At 44.0% G+C, this 21,953-nt stretch carries 35 protein-coding genes; 32 read left to right on the top strand and 3 right to left on the bottom strand.

Annotated elements, in window-relative coordinates; genetic code table 11:
* Positions 1 to 76: 76 nt before the first annotated feature.
* From rpsJ to rplQ, 30 genes are all read left to right on the top strand, one after another.
* Positions 77 to 382, top strand: a complete 306-nt coding sequence (rpsJ, locus tag Q5866_RS05950; protein WP_009137840.1) for a 30S ribosomal protein S10 — start codon at positions 77 to 79, stop codon at positions 380 to 382.
* Between the two features lie 67 nt (positions 383 to 449).
* On the top strand, positions 450 to 1,067 hold the full coding sequence (gene rplC / locus Q5866_RS05945) for a 50S ribosomal protein L3 (RefSeq protein WP_099291611.1): 618 nt from the start codon (positions 450 to 452) through the stop codon (positions 1,065 to 1,067).
* A complete protein-coding gene (gene rplD, locus Q5866_RS05940) occupies positions 1,067 to 1,705 on the top strand; it encodes a 50S ribosomal protein L4 (RefSeq protein ID WP_303179441.1) in 639 nt (212 codons plus the stop codon). Before rplC ends, rplD begins: the two co-directional genes overlap by 1 nt.
* A 3-nt stretch (positions 1,706 to 1,708) precedes the next feature.
* Positions 1,709 to 1,999, top strand: a complete 291-nt coding sequence (gene rplW, locus Q5866_RS05935; RefSeq protein WP_099291613.1) for a 50S ribosomal protein L23 — start codon at positions 1,709 to 1,711, stop codon at positions 1,997 to 1,999.
* Positions 2,000 to 2,004: 5 nt separating this feature from the next.
* A complete protein-coding gene (gene rplB / locus Q5866_RS05930; protein ID WP_303179439.1) occupies positions 2,005 to 2,829 on the top strand; it encodes a 50S ribosomal protein L2 in 825 nt (274 codons plus the stop codon).
* Between the two features lie 19 nt (positions 2,830 to 2,848).
* Positions 2,849 to 3,118: a 30S ribosomal protein S19 gene (gene rpsS / locus Q5866_RS05925; RefSeq protein WP_303179438.1), complete on the top strand. Its 270-nt coding sequence runs from the start codon at positions 2,849 to 2,851 to the stop codon at positions 3,116 to 3,118.
* Positions 3,119 to 3,154: 36 nt separating this feature from the next.
* Positions 3,155 to 3,574 carry a 50S ribosomal protein L22 gene (gene rplV / locus Q5866_RS05920; protein ID WP_099291615.1) on the top strand — a complete coding sequence of 140 codons (420 nt, stop codon included), beginning with the start codon at positions 3,155 to 3,157 and terminating at the stop codon, positions 3,572 to 3,574.
* Between the two features lie 4 nt (positions 3,575 to 3,578).
* Positions 3,579 to 4,304, top strand: a complete 726-nt coding sequence (gene rpsC / locus Q5866_RS05915; protein WP_099291616.1) for a 30S ribosomal protein S3 — start codon at positions 3,579 to 3,581, stop codon at positions 4,302 to 4,304.
* A gap of 29 nt (positions 4,305 to 4,333) precedes the next feature.
* On the top strand, positions 4,334 to 4,753 hold the full coding sequence (gene rplP, locus Q5866_RS05910; RefSeq protein ID WP_099291617.1) for a 50S ribosomal protein L16: 420 nt from the start codon (positions 4,334 to 4,336) through the stop codon (positions 4,751 to 4,753).
* A gap of 42 nt (positions 4,754 to 4,795) precedes the next feature.
* The gene (gene rpmC / locus Q5866_RS05905) at positions 4,796 to 4,990 is read left to right on the top strand and encodes a 50S ribosomal protein L29 (RefSeq protein WP_303179435.1); all 195 of its coding nucleotides are present in this window, start codon (positions 4,796 to 4,798) and stop codon (positions 4,988 to 4,990) included.
* Between the two features lie 7 nt (positions 4,991 to 4,997).
* Positions 4,998 to 5,252: a 30S ribosomal protein S17 gene (rpsQ, locus tag Q5866_RS05900; RefSeq protein ID WP_018337677.1), complete on the top strand. Its 255-nt coding sequence runs from the start codon at positions 4,998 to 5,000 to the stop codon at positions 5,250 to 5,252.
* A gap of 2 nt (positions 5,253 to 5,254) precedes the next feature.
* Entirely contained in the window at positions 5,255 to 5,620 is a 366-nt protein-coding gene (rplN, locus tag Q5866_RS05895) for a 50S ribosomal protein L14 (protein WP_303179433.1), read from the top strand.
* A 96-nt stretch (positions 5,621 to 5,716) separates the two neighbouring features.
* Positions 5,717 to 6,040, top strand: a complete 324-nt coding sequence (gene rplX, locus Q5866_RS05890; protein WP_186975990.1) for a 50S ribosomal protein L24 — start codon at positions 5,717 to 5,719, stop codon at positions 6,038 to 6,040.
* A gap of 117 nt (positions 6,041 to 6,157) precedes the next feature.
* Complete coding sequence (rplE, locus tag Q5866_RS05885) at positions 6,158 to 6,706, top strand: 50S ribosomal protein L5 (protein WP_099291620.1); 549 nt, start codon at positions 6,158 to 6,160, stop codon at positions 6,704 to 6,706.
* Positions 6,707 to 6,717: 11 nt separating this feature from the next.
* A complete protein-coding gene (rpsN, locus tag Q5866_RS05880; RefSeq protein WP_027201662.1) occupies positions 6,718 to 6,987 on the top strand; it encodes a 30S ribosomal protein S14 in 270 nt (89 codons plus the stop codon).
* 19 nt (positions 6,988 to 7,006) lie between these two features.
* On the top strand, positions 7,007 to 7,402 hold the full coding sequence (gene rpsH, locus Q5866_RS05875; RefSeq protein WP_099291621.1) for a 30S ribosomal protein S8: 396 nt from the start codon (positions 7,007 to 7,009) through the stop codon (positions 7,400 to 7,402).
* A gap of 15 nt (positions 7,403 to 7,417) precedes the next feature.
* Complete coding sequence (rplF, locus tag Q5866_RS05870) at positions 7,418 to 7,972, top strand: 50S ribosomal protein L6 (protein ID WP_099291622.1); 555 nt, start codon at positions 7,418 to 7,420, stop codon at positions 7,970 to 7,972.
* 22 nt (positions 7,973 to 7,994) lie between these two features.
* The gene (rplR, locus tag Q5866_RS05865) at positions 7,995 to 8,351 is read left to right on the top strand and encodes a 50S ribosomal protein L18 (protein WP_099291623.1); all 357 of its coding nucleotides are present in this window, start codon (positions 7,995 to 7,997) and stop codon (positions 8,349 to 8,351) included.
* Positions 8,352 to 8,363: 12 nt separating this feature from the next.
* Positions 8,364 to 8,870 carry a 30S ribosomal protein S5 gene (gene rpsE / locus Q5866_RS05860; RefSeq protein WP_099291624.1) on the top strand — a complete coding sequence of 169 codons (507 nt, stop codon included), beginning with the start codon at positions 8,364 to 8,366 and terminating at the stop codon, positions 8,868 to 8,870.
* 13 nt (positions 8,871 to 8,883) lie between these two features.
* Positions 8,884 to 9,066 (top strand): 50S ribosomal protein L30, encoded by a 183-nt coding sequence (gene rpmD / locus Q5866_RS05855; protein ID WP_099291625.1) that lies wholly within the window; start codon positions 8,884 to 8,886, stop codon positions 9,064 to 9,066.
* 30 nt (positions 9,067 to 9,096) lie between these two features.
* A complete protein-coding gene (gene rplO, locus Q5866_RS05850) occupies positions 9,097 to 9,543 on the top strand; it encodes a 50S ribosomal protein L15 (protein WP_099291626.1) in 447 nt (148 codons plus the stop codon).
* A gap of 100 nt (positions 9,544 to 9,643) precedes the next feature.
* Positions 9,644 to 10,987 carry a preprotein translocase subunit SecY gene (secY, locus tag Q5866_RS05845; protein ID WP_099291627.1) on the top strand — a complete coding sequence of 448 codons (1,344 nt, stop codon included), beginning with the start codon at positions 9,644 to 9,646 and terminating at the stop codon, positions 10,985 to 10,987.
* 24 nt (positions 10,988 to 11,011) lie between these two features.
* A complete protein-coding gene (gene map / locus Q5866_RS05840) occupies positions 11,012 to 11,773 on the top strand; it encodes a type I methionyl aminopeptidase (protein ID WP_186975989.1) in 762 nt (253 codons plus the stop codon).
* Between the two features lie 86 nt (positions 11,774 to 11,859).
* Positions 11,860 to 12,081, top strand: a complete 222-nt coding sequence (gene infA, locus Q5866_RS05835; RefSeq protein ID WP_018337664.1) for a translation initiation factor IF-1 — start codon at positions 11,860 to 11,862, stop codon at positions 12,079 to 12,081.
* Between the two features lie 11 nt (positions 12,082 to 12,092).
* Positions 12,093 to 12,209 (top strand): 50S ribosomal protein L36, encoded by a 117-nt coding sequence (gene rpmJ / locus Q5866_RS05830; protein ID WP_018337663.1) that lies wholly within the window; start codon positions 12,093 to 12,095, stop codon positions 12,207 to 12,209.
* 32 nt (positions 12,210 to 12,241) lie between these two features.
* On the top strand, positions 12,242 to 12,619 hold the full coding sequence (gene rpsM / locus Q5866_RS05825) for a 30S ribosomal protein S13 (RefSeq protein WP_099291629.1): 378 nt from the start codon (positions 12,242 to 12,244) through the stop codon (positions 12,617 to 12,619).
* An 18-nt stretch (positions 12,620 to 12,637) separates the two neighbouring features.
* A complete protein-coding gene (rpsK, locus tag Q5866_RS05820; protein ID WP_099291630.1) occupies positions 12,638 to 13,027 on the top strand; it encodes a 30S ribosomal protein S11 in 390 nt (129 codons plus the stop codon).
* A 37-nt stretch (positions 13,028 to 13,064) separates the two neighbouring features.
* A complete protein-coding gene (gene rpsD, locus Q5866_RS05815; RefSeq protein ID WP_186975988.1) occupies positions 13,065 to 13,673 on the top strand; it encodes a 30S ribosomal protein S4 in 609 nt (202 codons plus the stop codon).
* A 16-nt stretch (positions 13,674 to 13,689) separates the two neighbouring features.
* On the top strand, positions 13,690 to 14,682 hold the full coding sequence (locus Q5866_RS05810; protein WP_303179428.1) for a DNA-directed RNA polymerase subunit alpha: 993 nt from the start codon (positions 13,690 to 13,692) through the stop codon (positions 14,680 to 14,682).
* A 5-nt stretch (positions 14,683 to 14,687) separates the two neighbouring features.
* Positions 14,688 to 15,206, top strand: coding sequence for a 50S ribosomal protein L17 (rplQ, locus tag Q5866_RS05805; protein WP_303179426.1), 519 nt, complete (start codon positions 14,688 to 14,690; stop codon positions 15,204 to 15,206).
* Positions 15,207 to 15,275: 69 nt separating this feature from the next.
* Here rplQ and Q5866_RS05800 read toward each other — a convergent pair whose 3' ends face one another.
* Positions 15,276 to 17,753, bottom strand: coding sequence for a TonB-dependent receptor (locus tag Q5866_RS05800; RefSeq protein WP_303179424.1), 2,478 nt, complete (start codon positions 17,751 to 17,753; stop codon positions 15,276 to 15,278).
* A gap of 500 nt (positions 17,754 to 18,253) precedes the next feature.
* On the opposite strand from Q5866_RS05800, the gene eno reads away from it, so the two are divergent.
* Together eno and Q5866_RS05790 are read left to right on the top strand one after the other, a co-directional pair.
* Entirely contained in the window at positions 18,254 to 19,537 is a 1,284-nt protein-coding gene (eno, locus tag Q5866_RS05795) for a phosphopyruvate hydratase (protein ID WP_099291634.1), read from the top strand.
* A 208-nt stretch (positions 19,538 to 19,745) separates the two neighbouring features.
* Positions 19,746 to 20,399, top strand: coding sequence for an aquaporin (locus Q5866_RS05790; protein ID WP_099291635.1), 654 nt, complete (start codon positions 19,746 to 19,748; stop codon positions 20,397 to 20,399).
* Between the two features lie 357 nt (positions 20,400 to 20,756).
* On the opposite strand, the gene Q5866_RS05785 is transcribed toward Q5866_RS05790, so the two are convergent.
* Together Q5866_RS05785 and Q5866_RS05780 are read right to left on the bottom strand one after the other, a co-directional pair.
* Positions 20,757 to 21,383 (bottom strand): DUF6266 family protein, encoded by a 627-nt coding sequence (locus tag Q5866_RS05785; protein WP_186975986.1) that lies wholly within the window; start codon positions 21,381 to 21,383, stop codon positions 20,757 to 20,759.
* A gap of 101 nt (positions 21,384 to 21,484) precedes the next feature.
* On the bottom strand, positions 21,485 to 21,953 hold a 469-nt coding region (locus Q5866_RS05780), incomplete at its 5' end, for an N-acetylmuramoyl-L-alanine amidase (RefSeq protein ID WP_303179421.1).

Below are 21,953 nucleotides of genomic sequence, written 5' to 3'. Positions count from 1 at the left end.
AATTTTGGATTAGTGATTTACGATTCAAGAGTGATCGAGAGTCGTAAATCTTAAATCATAAATCATAATTAAAAACATGAGCCAAAAAATCAGAATTAAGTTGAAATCTTACGATCACAACTTGGTTGACAAGTCTGCAGAGAAGATTGTAAAGACAGTAAAGGCTACCGGCGCAGTGGTAAGCGGACCGATTCCGCTTCCGACTCACAAGGGTATTTTTACTGTAAACCGCTCTACGTTCGTGAACAAAAAGAGCCGTGAACAATTCTTGGTATGCACGTTCAAAAGATTGATCGACATCTACAGTTCTACTGCAGGTACGATCGACGCTTTGATGAAACTAGAGTTACCGAGCGGTGTTGAAGTAGAGATTAAAGTATGATAACGGCGAAAACCTATGTCGTTATTAGAGAGATTGAAAACCTATTTTTAAAAAGAGAAAAAAAGAGATGCCAGGTTTAATTGGAAAAAAAGTCGGAATGACTTCCGTATTCAGTGCCGAGGGAAAAAGTGTTCCATGCACTGTGATTGAGGCCGGTCCATGTGTTGTAACTCAGGTAAAAACTGTAGAGAAAGACGGTTACACAGCACTTCAGTTGGGTTTTGATGACAAAAAAGAAAAACACACAACGAAGCCGCTAAGTGGACATTTTAAGAAGGCAGGCACAACTCCGAAAAGAAAGCTCGTTGAGTTTTCAGGGTATGATGTCGAGTACAAGTTAGGAGATGTAATTGACGTGAAACTGTTCGAGGGAACAGAATACGTTGATGTTGTAGGGACCAGCAAGGGAAAAGGATTCCAAGGTGTTGTGAAACGCCACGGTTTTGCTGGAGTTGGAGAGGCTACTCACGGTCAGCACAACCGTCAGAGAAAGCCGGGATCTATCGGTGCTTGTTCTACACCGTCACGCGTTTTCAAAGGAATGCGCATGGGTGGACAAACAGGTGGTGATAGAATAACGGTTCAGAATCTGGAAGTGTTGAAGGTGATACCCGAGAATAATTTGTTATTGGTGAAGGGTTCTATTCCCGGAGCTAAAGGTTCATACGTAATTATCGAGAAGTAATGGAGTTAAGTGTATTAAACATTGCCGGACAAGAGACAGGCAGGAAGATAGAGTTAAATGACGCTATCTTCGGGATTCAGCCTAACGAACACGCTATCTATCTTGATGTAAAGCAGTTTTTAGCGAACAACCGCCAAGGAACCCACAAGTCAAAACAAAGAAACGAGATTTCCGGTAGTACCCGCAAGCTGAAAAAGCAAAAAGGTACCGGTGGTGCCCGTGCTGGTGGTATCAAGAACCCTCTGTTCAGAGGTGGTGGTAGAGTGTTTGGACCCGTACCAAGAGATTATAGCTTCAAATTGAACAAGAAGCTGAAAAGATTGGCCCGTAAATCAGCGTTATCTGTGAAAGTTGCTGAAAATGCAGTTACTATTGTTGAGGATCTCAACTTCGAGGCACCGAAGACAAAACAGATGGTACAGCTGTTGAATAACCTGAAATTAGGTGATCGGAACATCCTGTTGGTGACGAACGAGATGAACGATAACGTTCTGTTATCCGCTCGTAACTTGCAATATTTGGATGTGATGAGAGTTAGCGATCTTGCAACTTACAATATCATGAGAGCTAAGAATCTCGTGTTCGTTGAAAGTTCGGTGCAGGGCCTGAATGAAATGTTCAATCTTAATGAAGAGTAAGACATGCAAGTGATATTTAAGCCCATTTTGTCAGAGAAAATGACAGCATTGACTGACAAGCAGAACAGAGTAGCGTTTGTTGTAAACAAAGCAGCGAATAAATTAGAGATTAAGAGAGCAGTTGAAGCAATGTACAGCGTGACCGTGAAGAATGTAAACACGATGGTGTACCAGGGAGATGCAAAATCCCGTTACACGAAAGCAGGTGTTATCTCCGGAAGAACCGCTTCATTCAAGAAAGCAATTGTGACCTTAGCAGAAGGTGATAGTATTGATTTTTTTAGCAATATTTAATTAAGATGGCTGTAAGAAAATTAAACCCTGTAACTCCTGGTCAGAGACATAAGGTAGCGATTACCTTTGATCAGTTGACTACAGATAGACCTGAGAAATCATTGTTAGGACCGAAGAAAAGAACCGGTGGACGTAACCATTCCGGTAAAATGACAATGAGATATATAGGTGGTGGTCATAAACAAAGATACAGAATAATAGATTTCAAACGCGACAAGGATAATGTTCCGGCTCGTGTTGCAACGATCGAGTACGATCCCAATCGTACGGCGAGAATTGCTCTATTGGTGTATGCAGACGGAGAAAAACGTTACATCGTGGCACCGGACGGGTTGCAAGTTGATCAAACCGTGATGAGTGGTGCAGGTGTTGCTCCGGAAGTAGGTAATTCTTTGTTCTTATCTGAAATCCCACTAGGTACAATCATTCATAACATCGAGTTGAGACCGCAACAGGGAGCCGTGATGGCTCGTAGTGCCGGTTCATACGCTCAGTTAGTGGCAAGAGACGGCAAATACGTTTCTATCAAATTACCTTCCGGTGAGGTTCGTATGGTGTTGGCAGCTTGTCGCGCCACAGTAGGTACGGTGTCTAACTCCGACCACGCTTTGGAACGTTCAGGTAAAGCCGGTCGTACGCGCTGGTTAGGTCGCAGACCTCGCGTGAGAGGTGTCGTGATGAACCCGGTTGATCACCCGATGGGTGGTGGTGAAGGCCGCGCTTCAGGAGGACATCCTCGCTCAAGAAAAGGCTTGTTGGCTAAAGGATACAAGACTAGAGCTCCGAAGAAGCACTCTAGCAAGTATATCATAGAAAGAAGGAAAAAATAACTGATTAATTATTGATGTTATGAGTCGTTCGTTAAAAAAAGGCCCTTTTATAGATTTCAAGCTAGAGAAAAAAGTATTGGTGATGAATGAGTCCAATAAGAAATCGGTTGTTAAAACCTGGGCTCGTCATTCCATGATTTCTCCGGACTTCGTAGGGCACACTATCGCTGTACACAACGGTAATAAATTTATCCCGGTATTCGTGACTGAAAATATGGTAGGTCACAAATTGGGTGAATTCGCTCCGACGCGTACATTCAGAGGCCATGCTGATAAGAAGAAAAGGTAATGCATGGTAAGGTTGAACTAAAGAAGATGTATTAAAATGGGTGCAAGAAAAAGATTAAGAGCAAATCAGAATAAAGAAGCCAAAAAAGAGAAGGCTTTTGCAATTCTTCGCGATTGTCCTACATCTCCTCAAAAAATGAGATTGGTGGCAGACTTGGTTCGCGGGGTAGATGTACAGAAAGCTTTGGATATGCTTAAGTTTTGTCCTAAAGAAGCTGCTCGTAAGGTTGAAAAGCTGTTGCTTTCAGCGATTGCAAACTGGGAACAGAAGAACGAAGGGAAGCGTGTTGACGAAGCTGCCCTGTTCGTGAAAGAGATTTTCGTTGACGGTGCAGGTATGTTGAAAAGACTTAGACCGGCCCCGCAAGGAAGAGCACACCGGATTCGTAAACGTTCAAATCACGTGACGATCGTGCTGGGAAGCAAGACAGCTGTAGAAAACATTACAAAAGAATAGTTACATGGGACAGAAAGTTAATCCAATAAGCAATAGATTAGGAATCATCAAAGGATGGGATTCTAACTGGTTTGGCGGTAAAAACTATGGCGATAAATTGGTGGAAGATTACAAGATCAGAAAGTATCTGAACGCCCGTCTCGCTAAAGCAGGAATCGCTAAAATTGTTATCGAGAGAACTTTGAAACTCATCACTATCACGATCAACACCGCTCGTCCGGGTATTATCATCGGTAAAGGAGGTCAGGAAGTTGACAAGTTGAAAGAGGAGTTGAAGAAGATCACCGATAAGGAAGTTCAAATAAATATCTTCGAGATCAAGCGTCCGGAATTGGATGCCGTGATCGTGGGTAATAACATAGCTCGTCAGTTGGAAGGCCGTGTAGCTTACCGTAGAGCTATCAAGATGGCTATCGCTTCAACCATGAGAATGGGGGCGGAAGGTATCAAAATTTTGATCTCCGGTCGTTTGAACGGTGCGGAAATGGCGAGAGCCGAAATCTATAAGGAAGGTAGAATTCCGTTGCACACGTTCCGTGCTGATATCGACTACGCTCAGGCCGAGGCTTTGACTACCTACGGTCAGCTGGGTATTAAAGTTTGGATTTGCAAAGGAGAGGTTTACGGTAAACGCGAACTGGTTCCGAACGCACTGGTAAGTGCTCCGAGAGAGAACAACCGTCCGAACAATGCCGGCAAAAAAGGCGGGTTTAAAAAGAGAAAAAAATAGTCTTTTAACTTTTAAACAGATCAAGAGCTATGTTACAGCCAAAGAGGACTAAATACAGAAGGTCGCAGAAAGGGAGAATGAGAGGGAATGCCCAAAGAGGACATGAACTGGCATTCGGATCTTTCGGGATCAAGGCGTTGGAGAACATGTGGATCGAACAGCGCCAGATTGAAGCAGCCCGTGTTGCGGTAACTCGTTACATGCAAAGACAGGGTCAGATATGGATTCGTATATTTCCAGATAAACCTATTACTAAAAAACCCGCTGAGGTTCGTATGGGTAAGGGTAAGGGATCTCCGGAAGGATTCGTTGCTCCGGTTACACCGGGACGTATTCTTTTCGAAGCAGATGGAGTACCTTATGCAATCGCTAAAGAAGCATTGCGTTTAGCGGCTCAAAAGTTGCCCATCGCTACGAAGTTTGTGGTTAGACGTGATTATTCCGAGTAGTCGTTGACTATTTGAATTTCGAAACGAAAAAATGTAAGAGAAATGAAACAATCAGAGATTTGTGAATTAACCACAGAAGAGATAAAGGAGAAGATCGCGACAGAGCAATCTACCTTGACGAAGTTGAAGATGAACCATGCTGTTTCTCCTCTTGAGAATCCGATGATTATTCGGGCTACAAGAAGAAACATCGCTAGATTGATGACGGAGTTACGCAAGCGTGAATTAAACAAGTAGTAGAAAAATGGAAAGAAATCTTAGAAAAGAGCGTACCGGTCTTGTGGTAAGCAACAAGATGGACAAGTCTATCACGGTTGCTGTTCACTTTAAGGAGAAGCACCCGATTTACGGGAAGTTCGTCAGCAAGACCAAAAAGTTCACCGCCCACGATGAGAAGAACGAATGTAACATCGGGGATACCGTGAGAATTATGGAAACCCGTCCCTTGAGCAAGACCAAGAGATGGAGATTAGTTGAAATCATTGAAAGAGCTAAGTAATCATGATACAACAAGAGAGTAGATTGACCGTAGCCGATAACAGCGGCGCCAGAGAAGTGCTTTGTATCCGTGTTCTTGGTGGTACCAAGAAAAGATACGCACGCGTGGGCGATAAAATCGTTGTTACCGTGAAGAACGCCATCCCGAATGCTGAGGTTAAGAAAGGTACTGTAAGCAAGGCAGTGGTAGTTCGTGTAAGTAAAGAATACAGACGTCCGGACGGATCTTATATCCGCTTTGATGATAACGCTTGCGTGTTGTTGAACAACGCGGGAGAAATGAGAGGAACTCGTATCTTCGGACCTGTTGCCAGAGAAGTTCGTGAGGGTTATACCAAGATTGTATCTTTAGCCCCCGAAGTACTTTAAGATTTTAGATTTATGATTTTAGATTTTAGATTGAAATAATGATCGGAAGTCTTGAAATCATAAATCGTAAATCATAAATCATAAATAATTTATACGATGAGCAAGAAGTTTCATATAAAGAAAGGTGACTTAGTTCAAGTAAATGCAGGAGAAGACAGAGGGAAACAAGGAAAGGTACTTGAAATGATTCCGGAAAAGCAAAGAGCTATTGTTGAGGGTATCAATCTGGTAAGTAAACATACCAAACCCAACGCCGCTCACCCGCAAGGAGGAATCATTAAGAAAGAAGCTCCAATCCACATCTCCAACTTGAACGTTGTTGACCCGCAAACCGGAAAGCCGACCAAAATCGGACGCCGCCGGAACGCAGAAGGAAAATTAGTGAGATACGCTAAGAGATCCGGTCAGGAGTTGAAGTAAGAATAAATAAAATTGCAGGTTGTTATAGAGCAACTTGCAATTTATGATTTTAATTTGTAGTTTTGCAGCCGCAAAATGAAAATGATATGCCGTGAGGCATTATAACAAATATTATAAATGAAATACGTACCAAATTACAAAAAGAAGTATAGCGAAGAAATTGTACCGACTTTAATGAAGGAGTTCGGATACAAGTCAGTTATGCAGGCGCCCAAATTGGAGAAGATAGTAATCAATCAGGGTGTGGGATCATCCATTCAGGATAAGAAGATCCTTGAGTTTTCAGTGAACGAGATCGCGACCATCACCGGTCAGAAGCCCGTAACTTGTAAATCAACCAAGGACGTTTCTAACTTTAAATTACGTAAGGGCATGCCGATCGGCGTAAGAGTGACTTTGCGTAAAGAACGTATGTATGAATTTTTAGAAAGACTTATTGTTTCCGCGCTTCCGCGTATCCGTGATTTCAAAGGAATCAACAATAAGCTTGACGGAAGAGGAAATTACACTTTAGGAATAGAGGAGCAAATCATATTCCCGGAAATCGTGTTGGACAGTGTTCACAAGATCATGGGTATGAACATCACTTTTGTAACTTCGGCTAATACCGACGAAGAGGCTTTTGCTCTTCTACGAGAATTTGGATTACCATTTAAAAAGAACTAAAAAAAAGCGAAATGGCAAAAGAATCAATGAAGGCCCGTGAGGTTAAGCGTGCAAAATTGGTAGAAAAGTACGCCGCGAAACGAGCTAAATTAAAAGAGGAAGGAGACTACATTGGATTGAGCCTTCTACCGAAAAACTCCAGTCGCGTTCGTTTGCACAACAGATGCAAGCTGACAGGAAGACCGAGAGGGTACATGAGACAGTTTGGTATAAGCAGAATTCAATTCCGCGAGATGGCTTCTGCGGGGCTTATACCCGGAGTTAAGAAGGCTAGTTGGTAATATTTAAAAATTTGAAGAGATGACAGATCCAATAGCAGATTTCCTTACACGCATCAGAAATGCAGTGAAGGCAGGTCATAAAGTAGTGGATATCCCGGGATCAAAGATGAAACGGGAAATGACCAAGATCTTAAAGGAAAAAGGATATATCCTGAATTACAAGTTTGAGCAAGATGGTATCAGAAGCAATATCAAAATCGCTTTGAAGTATCATCCCGAGACGAAAATGCCCGCCATTAGAACATTGACACGTGTTTCAAAACCGGGTCTGAGACGTTACACGAATGTAGAGGACATGCCTCGCGTGCTGAACGGATTGGGTATCGCGATTTTGTCAACGTCATTGGGCGTAATGTCTGATAAAGAAGCTCGCCAAAAGAATGTTGGCGGTGAAGTATTGTGCTATGTTTATTAATAAAAAGGGCGGAAAATGTCACGAATAGGAAAATTACCAATAGATATACCACAAGGGGTTACAGTAACTGTAAATCCTAACAACACGGTCGTGGTAAAGGGTCCGAAGGGAGAACTTTCTCAGGACGTACACGGAGATATGATCGTGAAGGTGGAAGGAACTCAACTTGTTGTTGAGCGTCCGTCAGAAGATAAAGCTCATAAAGCCATGCATGGTTTATATCGTGCTTTGATTCATAACATGGTTGTAGGTGTTTCTGAAGGTTACACGATCAAACAAGAGTTGGTCGGAGTAGGTTACAGAGCGAATGCTGAAGGTCAGGTTCTTGAATTAGGGTTAGGTTATTCACACGGGATCTTCTTGGTGTTACCGAATGAAGTGAAGGTGAGCGTACTCAATGAAAAACGTGCTAACCCGATTATTACGCTGGAAAGTTGCGATAAGCAACTTATCGGTCAGGTAGCGGCCAAGATCCGTTCATTCCGTAAACCGGAGCCTTACAAGGGTAAAGGTATCAAATTTGTGGGTGAAGTTCTTCGTCGTAAGGCTGGTAAATCAGCTAAAGTTTAATCACCTGTAAAAAAGTAATGTTATGGCTTTAACTAAGGTAGAAAGAAGAATAAGAATAAAAAGAAGAATACGTAAAGTAGTCTTCGGAACTGCTGAGAGACCTCGTTTGACGGTGTTCCGTTCAAACAAACAAATTTCTGCTCAGTTGATTGATGATAATGCCGGAAAGACATTGGTTTCAGCAACTTCACTTTGCAAAGAGATTGCTGAAAAGAAAGGCAACAAGACAGAACAGGCACAATTGTTGGGTGCAATGATTGCTGAAAAAGCAAAGGCAGCCGGTATCGAAGCTGTTGTGTTTGACAGAAACGGGTATTTGTATCACGGAAGAGTGAAAGCATTAGCAGATGCAGCTCGTAACGGTGGTCTTAATTTTTAAAAGTAGGCGAGCATGGAACAGAAGATTAATAGTGCAGACTTGGAATTGAAAGACAGATTGGTGGCTATCAACCGCGTAACCAAGGTTACCAAGGGAGGTAGAACCTTCAGTTTCTCTGCAATCGTGGTGGTAGGCGACGAGAATGGTACGGTAGGTTACGGGTTAGGTAAAGCTAACGAGGTAACAACCGCTATTTCAAAAGGTGTTGAAGCCGCGAAGAAAAATTTGATAAAGGTGCCTGTATTGAAAGGAACTCTTCCTCACGAGCAAGAAGCTAAATATAGCGGAGCAACCGTATTTATGCGTCCCGCTTCTTCAGGTACCGGGCTGGTAGCCGGAGGTGCTATGCGTGCCGTATTGGAGAGTGCCGGGATTAAAGACGTGTTGGCAAAATCGAAAGGATCATCTAACCCTCACAACTTGGTAAAAGCTACTTTTGCAGCTTTGAAGTTATTGAGAGATCCCCGAATGATTGCTCAACAGAGAGGCATTAGTCTTGACAAAGTGTTTAACGGATAAAACTGAATGAACGATGGCAAAGATTAAAATTACACTGGTAAAAAGTAGAAGCGGTAGCGATAAGCGTCAGCTTGGTACTTTGAACGCGTTAGGCCTCGGAAGAGTAAACAGTAGTGTTGAACACGAAACCTCACCCCAGATCATGGGTATGGTAGCCAAGGTTAAACACTTGGTTCGCGTTGAGGAAGTAAAGTAATTGTCGAACCTATTTTAAAGATAGTATACAATGGATTTAAGTAGCTTAACACCGGCTGCCGGATCAACTCACAGAGAGAAAAGAATTGGTCGCGGTCAGGGTTCCGGAAAAGGAGGTACTTCTACAAGAGGACATAAAGGTGCGAAATCAAGATCGGGTTATAAATCCAAGATCGGTTTTGAGGGAGGACAGATGCCTTTGCAGAGACGTGTACCGAAATTTGGCTTTAAAAATATAAATAGAGTAGAGTATAAAGCTATTAATGTAGGGATGCTTCAGGATTTGGCCGAGAGAGAAAATCTTACAGTAATTGAAAAAGACGTTTTGATTCAAGCCGGATTAATGTCTAAGAACGATCTTCTTAAGGTATTAGGTGATGGAGCGTTAACTACTAAGTTGGAAGTGAAAGCTAATGCTTTCTCCGCTAAGGCTATAGCAGCTATTGAGGCTGCGGGCGGAACGGTAGTTAAATTGTAAGATTAAAAATTTGGGCGTTTAAAGTTGTTTTTAAAATAGAATTACTATTTTTGAAGCAACTTTAACAAAACCCAGATCAATGCCTTAAAAGAAAGAACTTATGAAGTTATTTGATACATTAAAGAACATTTGGAAAATAGAGGAGCTCAAGACTAGGATTTTAACTACGCTTGGGCTTATTCTCGTTTACAGGTTAGGAACAGAGATCGTACTGCCCGGTATCGACCCTCATGGCTTGCAGGCCTTGAAAGATCAAACTTCCAGCGGCGTTTTAGGCTTGTTGGACATGTTCTCGGGGGGAGCGTTCTCGAACGCGTCGGTATTTGCTTTGGGTATTATGCCTTACATTTCCGCCTCCATCGTGGTGCAGTTATTGGGAATTGCAGTTCCTTATTTCCAGCGCTTGCAGAAAGAAGGAGAGAGTGGAAGACGTAAGATCAACCAAATCACGCGGTACCTTACTTTGGTTATCCTCGTATTACAAGGTTCGGCGTATCTTACAAACTTAAAAGCTCAGGTGCCTGTAGAGGCTTTCGTGTCTACCGGTTTTTGGCAATTCCAACTTCCCTCTATCGTGATTATGGCGGCAGGCTCCATGTTTGTCCTGTGGCTGGGAGAGAGAATCACGGATAAGGGAATCGGTAACGGTGTTTCGATCATCATCATGATTGGTATCATCGCTCGTTTGCCATTTGCTTTCGTTGCAGAAGTAACTTCCAGAGTGACTCAACAGGGAGGAGGATTAGTAGCTTTCCTGATCGAATTGATAATATTGTTTCTCGTGTTCTGCGGTTCCATTCTACTTGTACAGGGAACGCGTAAAGTGCCTGTACAGTATGCCAAGAGAATCGTGGGTAACAAACAATACGGTGGTGTTCGTCAATACATTCCGTTGAAGATCAACGCTGCCGGGGTTATGCCTATCATTTTCGCTCAAGCTATTATGTTGTTGCCGGTATCCTTGATTAATTTCTCCAATGCGGAGGGATTGTCCGGGTTTGCAGCGGCATTCTCTGACTTCACCGGGTTCTGGTATAATTTCACGTTCTTTGTATTGATTGTCGCGTTTACTTATTTCTACACGGCGATCACGGTAAATCCGATGCAGATGTCAGAGGATATGAAGAAGAACGGCGGATTTATTCCGGGAGTAAAACCGGGAAGAAAAACTATGGAGTTCCTTGATACGATTATGTCGAGAATCACTCTTCCGGGATCTATCTTCTTGGGAATTGTGGCTATCCTTCCGGCTTTCGCTCAAATATCAGGCGTGAACCATCAGTTTGCCCAATTCTATGGAGGTACATCTTTGTTGATTTTGGTGGGTGTAGTTTTAGATACATTACAGCAAATCGAGTCTCACTTGTTGATGCGTCACTACGACGGGTTGATGAAGTCGGGACGAATCAAAGGTAAAAATCCTGGCGGACCTGCTGCGTATTAAAGAAAAATATTGTACTTTCGCGACATGATTTTTTTAAAGACACAGGAGGAGATTGAGTTATTGCGGGAAAGCAACCGATTAGTAGGAAAGACTCTGGGTGAGGTGTCCAAACACGTTCGCCCGGGTATTTCGACTTTAGAGTTGGACAAGATAGCGGAAGATTTTATCCGTTCCAACGGTGGCATTCCCGGATTTCTCGGGTATGGAGGTTTTCCGAACACGCTTTGCATTTCAGTGAATGATGAAGTGGTTCATGGGATACCGTCCTCTCGTTGTTTAGAAGAAGGTGATGTCGTATCCGTTGATTGTGGGGTTGTGAAGAATGGCTTTTACGGGGATAGCGCCTATACGTTTGCTGTCGGGGAGATTAGCGATGAAGTGAAAAAACTTTTACAAGTGACGAAAGACAGCTTGTACAAAGGGATAGGACAGGCAGTAGCGGGAATGCGGACAGGAGATATCGGTTATGCCGTACAATCATACGCCGAAGCGAACGGTTTTTCCGTCGTGAGGGAATTGGTAGGACACGGGGTAGGGAAGAATTTGCATGAAGAACCTCAGGTTCCGAATTACGGTCGCCGGGGACAAGGTTGTAAGTTGAAGGTAGGGATGGTGATAGCCATTGAGCCTATGATAAACATGGGAGCGCGTAACGTGTTTCAGATGGCAGACGGATGGACGATCAAGACAAGAGATCATTTGCCGGCAGCCCATTTCGAGCACACGATAGCTATCGGAAAAGGAGAAGCTGATATTTTGTCAACATTTGAATATATAGAAGATTAGGAAATTGTAAATTGCAAATTTTAGATTGTAAATTGGGAAATGAAGGGTTAATTTAAAATCTAAAATCTAAAATCTAAAATTGAATTATGGCGAAACAGCCTTCAATAGAGCAAGATGGAGTGATAACGGAAGCATTGTCGAATGCTATGTTTCGTGTCGAACTGGAAAACGGGCATATCATTACGGCTCATATTTCAGGAAAGATGCGGATGCACTATATAAAAATACTTCCGGGAGATAAAGTGAGAGTGGATATGTCCCCTTACGATCTCACGAAAGGTAGGATAACATTCAGATATAAAAATTAAATTGTAGAGCAATGAAAGTAAGAGCATCTGTCAAGAAGCGTAGTGCTGATTGCAAGATTGTAAGAAGAAAGGGCGTTTTATTCGTCATTTGCAAGAAGAACCCGAAATTTAAACAACGTCAGGGTTGATTATTAATTAAGTAAAAACGTAAAAGAGTTTTATGGCAAGAATCGTTGGTGTAGATTTGCCCTCCAACAAAAGAGGGGAAATAGCTCTAACCTATATCTTCGGTATAGGTAGAAGTAGTGCCAGGACCATATTAGAAAAGGCCGGCATCGATTTTGACACTAAGGTAAAGGACTGGAATGACGATCAACTAGCTGCTGTACGTAAGGTCATCAATGATGGGTACAAAGTAGAAGGAGAGTTGAGAACATCGGTTCAGATGAACATCAAACGACTGATGGATATCGGTTGTTACAGAGGAATCAGACATCGTATCGGTCTTCCCGTAAGAGGACAGAGCACGAAGAACAATGCCCGCACGAGAAAGGGTAAGAAGAAAACTGTTGCTAACAAGAAGAAAGCAACTAAATAATTGATAAGAGATTGAATTATGGCAAAGAAGTCTACATCTAACAAGAAACGGCTAGTTAAAGTAGAGGCCGTGGGACAAGCACACGTTCATTCATCTTTTAATAACATCATTATCTCTATGACGAACGCTAACGGACAAGTTATCTCTTGGTCATCGGCAGGTAAGATGGGATTTAGAGGATCAAAGAAAAACACCCCTTATGCAGCCCAGACGGCAGCTACCGATTGCGGTAAAGTTGCTTTCGACTTGGGTATGAGAAAAGTTAAGGTATATGTTAAAGGACCGGGTAACGGTAGAGAGTCTGCAATTCGTGCGATCCACGCTTGCGGTATCGAGGTTGCCGAGATCATTGACGTTACGCCGCTTCCGCACAATGGATGTCGTCCTCCGAAACGGAGAAGAGTGTAATTAATATATTGGGTGTAATTTTAAAAATCAAATAGAAATGGCTAGATATACAGGACCTAAGTCTAAAATAGCAAGAAAGTTTGGTGAGCCCATTTTTGGACCGGATAAAGCGTTAGAACGTCGTAACTATCCTCCTGGACAACACGGAATAGCTCACCGTAGAAAGAAGATTTCCGAGTACGGAACTCAATTGAAAGAGAAACAAAAAGCCAAATATACTTACGGTTTGTTGGAAAGACAATTCCGTATCTTGTTTGAGAAAGCCGAGAGTAGTAAAGGTGTTACCGGTGAGGTATTGCTCCAATTGTTGGAGTGCCGTCTGGATAATATCGTTTACCGTTTAGGAGTAGCTCCTACGCGTGCTGCTGCTCGTCAGTATGTATCTCACAGACATATCACCGTGAACGGTAAAGTATGCAACATCCCGTCATGTCGCATCCGCCCGGGCGATGTTGTAGCTGTCAGAGAAAAATCCAAATCTTTGGAGGTGATCAATGATTCACTGAGAGGAAATAGAAGTAGCAGATACTCTTGGTTAGAGTGGGATGCTGCCGCTATGAGTGGGAAACTACTTAATGTACCGGAAAGATCAGATATCCCGGAGAACATTAAAGAGCAGTTAATCGTAGAGTTATATTCTAAGTAGTAAAATAAAAATATATATGGCAATATTAGCTTTCCAGAAACCGGACAAAGTAATCATGCTTGAATCAACGGAAAGATTCGGTAAATTCGAATTCCGCCCGTTGGAGCCAGGTTACGGCATCACTATTGGTAATCCACTACGCAGAATTTTGTTGTCTTCTTTGGAAGGCTTTGCGATTACCGGTATTAAAATTCAAGGTGTAGATCATGAGTTCGCGACGATCCCCGGTGTCATCGAAGATGTGACCGAGATTATCTTGAACTTGAAACAGGTTCGGTTGAAAAGAAAAGTGGAGGACGTGGAGTTTGAAAAGCTAACCGTTACTGTTTCCGGACAAGAGACGTTTGCTGCCGGTGCTATGAACCAGTTCCTGAAAAGCTTTGAAGTTTTGAATCCGGAATTGGTGATCTGTAACATGGACACTGCCACGAACCTTGAGATAGAATTAACCATTCAGAAAGGACGCGGTTATGTTCCTGCTTCAGAGAACATGCCTGCAGACGCTGAAATCGGGGTAATTCCTATCGATGCTATTTACACGCCGATCAAGAACGTGCAATACGAAATCGAGAACTACCGCGTGGAGGGTAAGACCGACTACGAACGTTTGGTGTTCGAGATCGAAACCGACGGTTCTATCAACCCGACGGATGCGTTGAAAGAGGCGGCTAAAATTTTGATCCATCACTTCATGTTATTCTCTGATGAAAAGATTACTCTCGAAACAGAGGATAAATATGGAAACGAGGAGTTCGATGAAGAGGTATTGCACATGCGTCAGTTGCTGAAAACAAAATTGGTGGACATGGATCTTTCCGTTCGTGCACTTAACTGCTTGAAGTCGGCTGAGGTAGAAACTTTAGGGGAGCTTGTTCAATTTAACAAGAACGACTTGTTGAAGTTCAGAAACTTCGGTAAGAAGTCCTTGACCGAGTTAGAAGCCCTTCTGGAGAACAACAACCTTGAATTCGGTATGGATGTTGCCAAGTATAAATTAGACAAAGAGTAAGTAAGATGAGACATAATAAGAAAGTTAACCATTTGGGTAGAACTAGCTCGCACAGACACGCGATGCTTTCTAACATGGCTTGTTCTTTGATTCTTCACAAGAGAATCCGAACGACAGTTGCTAAGGCTAAGGCTTTGAAGGTCTATGTTGAGCCGCTTTTGACTAAGGCCAAAAACGACACGACTCACTCTAGAAGAACCGTGTTCTCTTATCTTCGTCGTAAAGAAGTTGTTGCTGAAATGTTTAGTGACATCGCGGAGAAGATTGCTAACCGTCCGGGAGGTTACACCCGTATTTTGAAATTGGGTAACCGTTTGGGTGATAACGCGGAAATGTGTATGATCGAATTGGTTGATTACAACACGACTTACACGGAAGTGAAGAAAGAAGAAGTGAAGAAAACGACTCGTCGTAAGAGATCTACTTCTGCCAAGAAAGAAGCCGCTCCTGTTGCTGAGGCTGCTACTGAAACTCCGGTTGAAGAAGCTCCGAAGACAGAGGAGGAAGCTCCCAAGGCTGAATAATTTGAAATTCAGATATAAAGAAACCCCAGACTCAGGTCCGGGGTTTCTTTGTTTGTAAGGGGTTATAAACTAAAATTCCTCTTCTATGCCATTCATTTCATTCTGTTGGCGTTGTTGTTTTTTGGGGGTGGCTTTCATGTTGCCGAAATTGTAGCTTAGGGTGAAGCGGAATACTTGCCCTTTTCTCCAGCTATCGCTATCTTGACGGAAACCGTTGCCGGAGGTGACACTATGCCAGTTGCGGGAATTAAGGATATCCTGTACGTTTACGCTGAAAGTAACTTTCCGGTTGAAGAACGATTTCCGGGCACCGAGATCTATGCTGTAATTGGATTTCCGGTGTCCTTGGGCAATGATCCGTCTCGAATTATAATTCCCCGTTGCCTGTAGGGAAATAGCGTAGGGAAGCATGGCATTGGCGATCATTTTGGCATTCCACGAGAAATTATCATCTTTTTCCCCTGTTACCGGGGTGTCGGTTCCTTCCGGCGTGTACGAGAAGCCGTCCAGCTTGTTGTAATAGAGATTCATGGTGGTCGTTATATCCAGAAAGCTGAAAAATTTGTTTTTTGCCACGATTTCGGCTCCGGTGGACGACGATCGCGTGATATTGGCGGAAGTGCTTTTCATCACGTCTCCCTCGCGGTAGCGGATACGTTGGATGACATCATCCGTGTTCCGATAGTACGCGGAAAGTGAAAGCGTGTGTTTTTCCCAGTTCTTAATGTAGTTTACCTCGAAGGAGTTGGAGAACTCCGGATCGAGGTACGGGTTGCCATACGAGATATTGAGCGAGTCAGTCATGTTCACGAACGGGTTTAGCTGCCATCCGCGGGGACGGGAAATGCGACGGGTGTAATTTATTTGTACTTCGTTGTCTTTCGGCAGGCTGTACGAAAGAAATACACTGGGGAACAGACTGAAGTAATCATTTTTGTAAGGTTTCACCTCGCTCCGGTGTTCCCCGTAACCCAATGATTTCGTTTCGGTATCCGTGTATTCTCCCCGTAACCCGACTTGTACCCCGAATTGGTTTAATTTGGTCGAATACGTGGCATATAGAGCCTGTATATTCTGGTCGTATATGTATTTGTTGAACAATAGTTCGTCCAGCACGGCAGATGCTTCCGTTGCCCCGGAATAGGTTTCCACGGGACTTTTCCGGTTGCTGAGCGAGCCTTTGTACCCGGCTTCCACTTTACTGTCTTCGCTGAATTTATTTACGTAGTCCACTTGAAATTCCCATGATTGGCTGCGGTTGTCGCTTTCCTGTTGTTGCCATGAAGCGGTTTCTTTTCCTTCCGGGTAAAACGAGTGTTGCTTGTACGTGTCCGTACCGTCCGATTTCCACAAGTCCCATGAAGCGCGGGCAGTGATGTTGCTGTTTTTATTGAATTCGTGTTTATAGTCCAGATTGATATTATTGCCGTTCGACGAATTCTTGGAATGCGTCAGTCGTTCGCTCGTGGTGAAAGATCCCGGCACGTTGCTCTCGTAACGGATCATATTGTCCGATTTCCGATCCCCGAAGTGCGCGAATGCTTCCAGACTCAAGTGATTCTTGGGGGTAAAGTTATAGGTAATTCCCGCGCGGACGAATACCGAGCTACCGTTCCGGTCACTTTTTCCTTTCTGGTTCAAGTAGGAAACGGGGTTACCTGCTTCGTCCGTGTTCGTGCGGTTGGTATTGTCTTCCCCCTCCGATTTCCTTTGCCGGTATCCGGCGTTCAGGTAGGTTTCCACTTTGCCGCTATTGTAGTTTATATTGGCGCTGGCATTATAGCCGCCCTGTGTATCGGCTCCGGTTTGTATGCTTCCGTAATAGCCTGCTTTCCGGTCTTTTTTTAGGATAATATTGATAATGCCTGATGTCCCTTCCGGGCTGAATTTTGCCGAGGGATTGGTGATCAGTTCTATCCGTTCGATACTTTCCGCCGGAATCTGCTCAAGTATCTGTGCTTGGTTATCCGCGGTCAAGCCGGATGCTTTCCCGTTAATCCAGATCGTCACGCTGGAATTACCCCGCAGGGAGATTTCCCCCTCGTTGTCCACTTCCACGGAGGGAATATTGCCGAGAATATCACTTGCCGATCCTCCCGCTTGAGAGATGTTAGAGGCCACGTCAAAAACCTTTTTATCAATCTCGAACCTCATTTGAGCGCGTTGCGCGACTACTTGAACTTCGCTGATTGCTTGGGCATCTTCCTCCAGAAGGAGGTTGCGCAGGTTGATATTTCTCTCTTTCGAGGAGATCGTGAACTCCTTTTCTAGCGTCCGATACCCGATATAGGATGCGGAGAGAATATAAGTACCGTTTTTAATTCTACTCAAGTGGAACACTCCGGTGGAGTCGGTCACTGTTCCCGTGACTAACGTTTTGCCGGAATCTTTTGTCCGGATACTTACGTTTACAAACTCTAGGGCTTCTTTTGTCTTCGCGTCGATAATCTTCCCCTTGATACTTCCCGTTTGTCCGGTTTGCGAGAACACGGCAGTGCCCAATAAGACAAGGAAGATAGTCAAGACGACATCTTTCATTTTACTCATACACTTTATACACAATTTTGAACATTCCTCGGAGAAAGACAAGTCAATTGTAGATTTTAAATTCTAAGTTTCAAATCGCTTGTATCCTTGATCTTCCTCCGTGACAATAAGACAAATTTAATCGGAAAAGGTTTATAATGTCCTTGAAGTTTACTTTATACCTTTCTTTTTTTACGTTAGAAGAGGTTGTTAAAATAAAAAATTTCCCAAAATGAAGATAGTAACCAGCTCTCCGTCTGCTTCGCATCCTCCTTCTCTATAAACAGAGGAGGAGCTGGAATACAGTCTTGAACGTGGGAAAAGAGGTATATAGAGAGGAACTGTTTATAGTGGAGGTTGTGGTAGTGGTTTTATTCAGAAGTGATGTCCTCGATAGATTCTTGACTTTATGCATTTTATAAACTTTAAAAACTTTATAAACTATTTCGGGTGACTTTTTCGTTTGTTTTACGTACCTTAGTCACAACAATTTATTTACCAACTTTTTAAAGTAAAGAAGAATGTACATTACTGAAGTTATAGGAAGAGAAGTGTTGGATTCCAGAGGGAACCCGACAGTAGAAGTAGATGTTCTTTTGGAATGTGGAGTGATGGGACGTGCTGCTGTGCCGTCCGGGGCATCCACCGGAGAACATGAAGCATTGGAATTGCGTGACGGTGATAAAAAAAGATATGGCGGTAAGGGTGTGACCAAAGCCGTGAATAATGTAAACACGGTGATTGCCGATGCGTTGTTGGGAATGGAAGTGACGGATCAAGTCGGTATTGACCGGACGTTGCTTGAACTTGACGGAACCCCGACCAAGAGTAATTTGGGCGCCAATGCTTTGTTGGGCGTATCTTTGGCTTGTGCCAAGGCTGCTGCCAATGCTTTGGAGATGCCGTTGTACCGTTATATCGGTGGGGTAAATGCTAAAGTTTTACCGGTTCCGATGATGAATATTATTAACGGGGGGTCTCATTCCGACGCTCCGATTGCTTTTCAGGAGTTTATGATTCGTCCCGTGGGGGCGGAATCTTTCCGTGAGGCTTTGCGTATGGGCGCCGAGGTTTTCCATAGTTTGAAAAAAGTACTTCACGATAGAGGATTGAGTACGGCTGTCGGCGACGAGGGTGGTTTCGCTCCCGCGTTGAAAGGGACAGAGGATGCGTTGGAATCTATTATAAAGGCTATCGAGGCTGCCGGGTACAAGGCGGGCGAGGATGTAATGATTGGTTTGGATTGCGCTTCTTCCGAGTTCTACAAGGATGGTATTTATGACTATTCCAAGTTCGAGGGGGCCACGGGTGCCAAACGTACTTCCGCGCAACAAGTGGATTATCTGGAAGAGTTGATATCCCGTTATCCGATCGATTCTATCGAGGACGGAATGAGCGAGAATGACTGGGATGGCTGGCAATTGCTGACAAAACGTATCGGTGACCGTTGCCAATTGGTAGGTGATGACCTGTTCGTGACCAACGTGCAATACTTGAAGAAAGGTATTGATATGGGGTGCGCCAATTCTATCTTGATTAAGGTAAACCAGATCGGTACTTTGACCGAAACGTTGGATGCTATCGAGATGGCTCATCGCGCAGGTTACACTTCGGTGACTTCACATCGTTCCGGGGAGACGGAGGATGCCACGATTGCCGACATCGCTGTTGCCACGAACTCCGGTCAGATCAAGACAGGTTCATTGAGCCGTTCCGATCGTATGGCAAAATACAATCAATTGCTTCGTATCGAGGAAGAATTGGGTGATAGCGCTCAATTCCACGGTCGTAAGTTTTCTAAGTAGATTACGAATTTTATAAAATAGTGAAAGTGTCCTGATGAAGGGCACTTTCACTATTTTTATCGTGTAACTTGCCATTGGAGATGGTGAAAAATAATGGCAGATGTGAATAATGGAAAGATATTTTTCTTAAACTTGTTGTTTAAATGTACAAGTGTGTTGCAATAATCGTGTGTTATTGTAATGATTATCAATCTAAATAGCAAGAATTATGAAAAAGTATTTAGCTGAAATGATCGGAACGATGGTTTTGGTGCTTATGGGATGTGGGAGTGCGGTGATTGCCGGAAGTGAGATCGGTTTCTTGGGTATTGCGTTTGCATTTGGTTTGTCCGTGTTGGCAATGGTTTACACGATTGGTAGTATTTCCGGTTGCCATATCAATCCGGCGATTACGTTGGGTGTGCTCTTGGCGGGACGAATGAGTGGCAAAGATGCCGGTATGTATATGTTGTTTCAAGTCATCGGTGCCCTTATCGGTTCGGCGATTCTTTACGTGATTTCTTCCGGAATGGGATTGGAAGGAACAGGTGCGAACATGTACGGGGAAGGTAACGCGGTGCCTGCTTTCGTGGCGGAATTTGTCTTTACCTTTATCTTTATTCTGGTTGTACTGGGGTCTACCAGTGCCAATGCACCTGCCGGGTTTGCCGGGCTGGCTATCGGTCTCGCGTTGGTGTTGATTCATATTGTTTGTATCCCCGTGACGGGAACATCCGTGAATCCGGCAAGAAGTATCGCTCCGGCGTTGTTCGAGGGTGGTAAGGCGTTGAGCCAATTGTGGCTGTTTATCGTGGCTCCTTTCTTGGGTGCTGTTTGCGCTGCCGGGGTATGGAAATATTTCGAGTGCCAGAAATGTAAATAAGATCAATATGTGATTTGATACGAAAAGTTTTTAGGGCTATAACCCTAAAAACTTTTCTTTTTTAGATACTTTTTAGGGGTATAACCCTAAATCAGTTTCTCCTGTCCCATTGTCGTTTAAGCCAAGCGACGATGATGGAACTTAGTACACCGCCCAGCAGGCTGACCGTTCCCGCGATCAGACTGTCTGCTATTTGCGAGAGAAAGGTGTTGATGCTGAGGGTGAAGAACATGCCGGTAAGAAAATAATTCATACAATTGAAAATTGAAAATTGAAAGTTGAAAATTGAAAATGAAAAATTCCGGCCGCCCGAGAGCGATGCCTGTGCGGCCGGAATCTGAAATCTAAAATCGTAAATCACTGAATCAATAAGCTGTCGGAAGCGCTTCTACCGTTTTTCGTGGTGGCGAAGCAATAGACATGGACTTTTGAGGCATCCCAGTCTTCCGGGAGGGCGTAGCTGGTGCTGCCGCTTTCTCCCCGGTCACGGAGTGCGACCAGTTTGGTGCGGTTCATGGTTTCCTCGAGCAAGACGGCGTACACTTTGTCATTCGGGAGGGCAAAACCGTCTTCGCTTTCTTGTGTTTCTTGCATGAACGAATACTTCTTCGTCTCTTCGGTGTACTCTGCGCTTACTTTGGGAGGGTAGAGCATACCGTTTCCCAGCAATAAATGCTCGTAGTCGATCGTGGTGTTATACTTTTCGTCAACCACGATAGCGCCCATGTTGGCGGCGGTGAAGGCATTCGAGGGTGAGCCTTTGCCGATTCCCGCGAATCCTTTCCGGATGACGGGCAGCGCTCTCCGGACGATTGCCGTCAAGGCTTTCATTCGGGCTCGCTGTGCCAGTATTTCCGGGGTTTTGACATCTTTGCGGGCGAAGATTTTCGCCTTTGCAATGTTTTGTTTGTTCACGTAACATGTGGTTACGTTACCTACTGAGTTTCTGATTTTTCCGAGTAAATAGGAATTGAATTTTGCCATAACTTAATAATTGAAAGTTGAAAATTGAAAATGAATTTTGCACCCTTTGCATGGATCCGATACATCGGATGCAAATTTTTTAATATTGAACCTGTAACTTGTTACTCGCTCCTGCCGAGTAACAAACTCTCCAACGTGATCTCCGGGAGTGCGGGACCCGGATCGAGTTTACGGGAGGTGATGTCCGAGTGGTGCAGGATGTGGTAGATGGGGTATGCGGAGATTAGCAGGCGACATACTTGGCGCAGGGTTTCAACTTGTGCGTCGGTGTATTTGTGCCAGTACGTGAGTTTGTCGTTCGCGTAGTCCGCGTAGACCTCGGAAGGCATTACTTCCGCCCCACATTCGGCGAAAAAACGTTCGCCTTTTCTTTGCAGTTTTCCGAGGTTGTCGAGTTCAATGCCGATAGAGAAATGATTGAATTCGGCACGTCCCCGGTAGTAGCTGCGCCCGGCGTGCCATGCCTCCACGTTGAAGGGCACGAGTTGGATGAGCTCCCCGTCACGGGCGATCACGAGGTGGGCGGATGCTCCCACGTCGGGGCGGCAAAGATAAAGTGCTGATGATAGG

Origin of the sequence: uncultured Butyricimonas sp. (genome assembly GCF_959596855.1) — a bacterium.
GTDB lineage: Bacteria > Bacteroidota > Bacteroidia > Bacteroidales > Marinifilaceae > Butyricimonas > Butyricimonas muris.
This window is presented reverse-complemented; position numbering and strand designations above follow the sequence as displayed.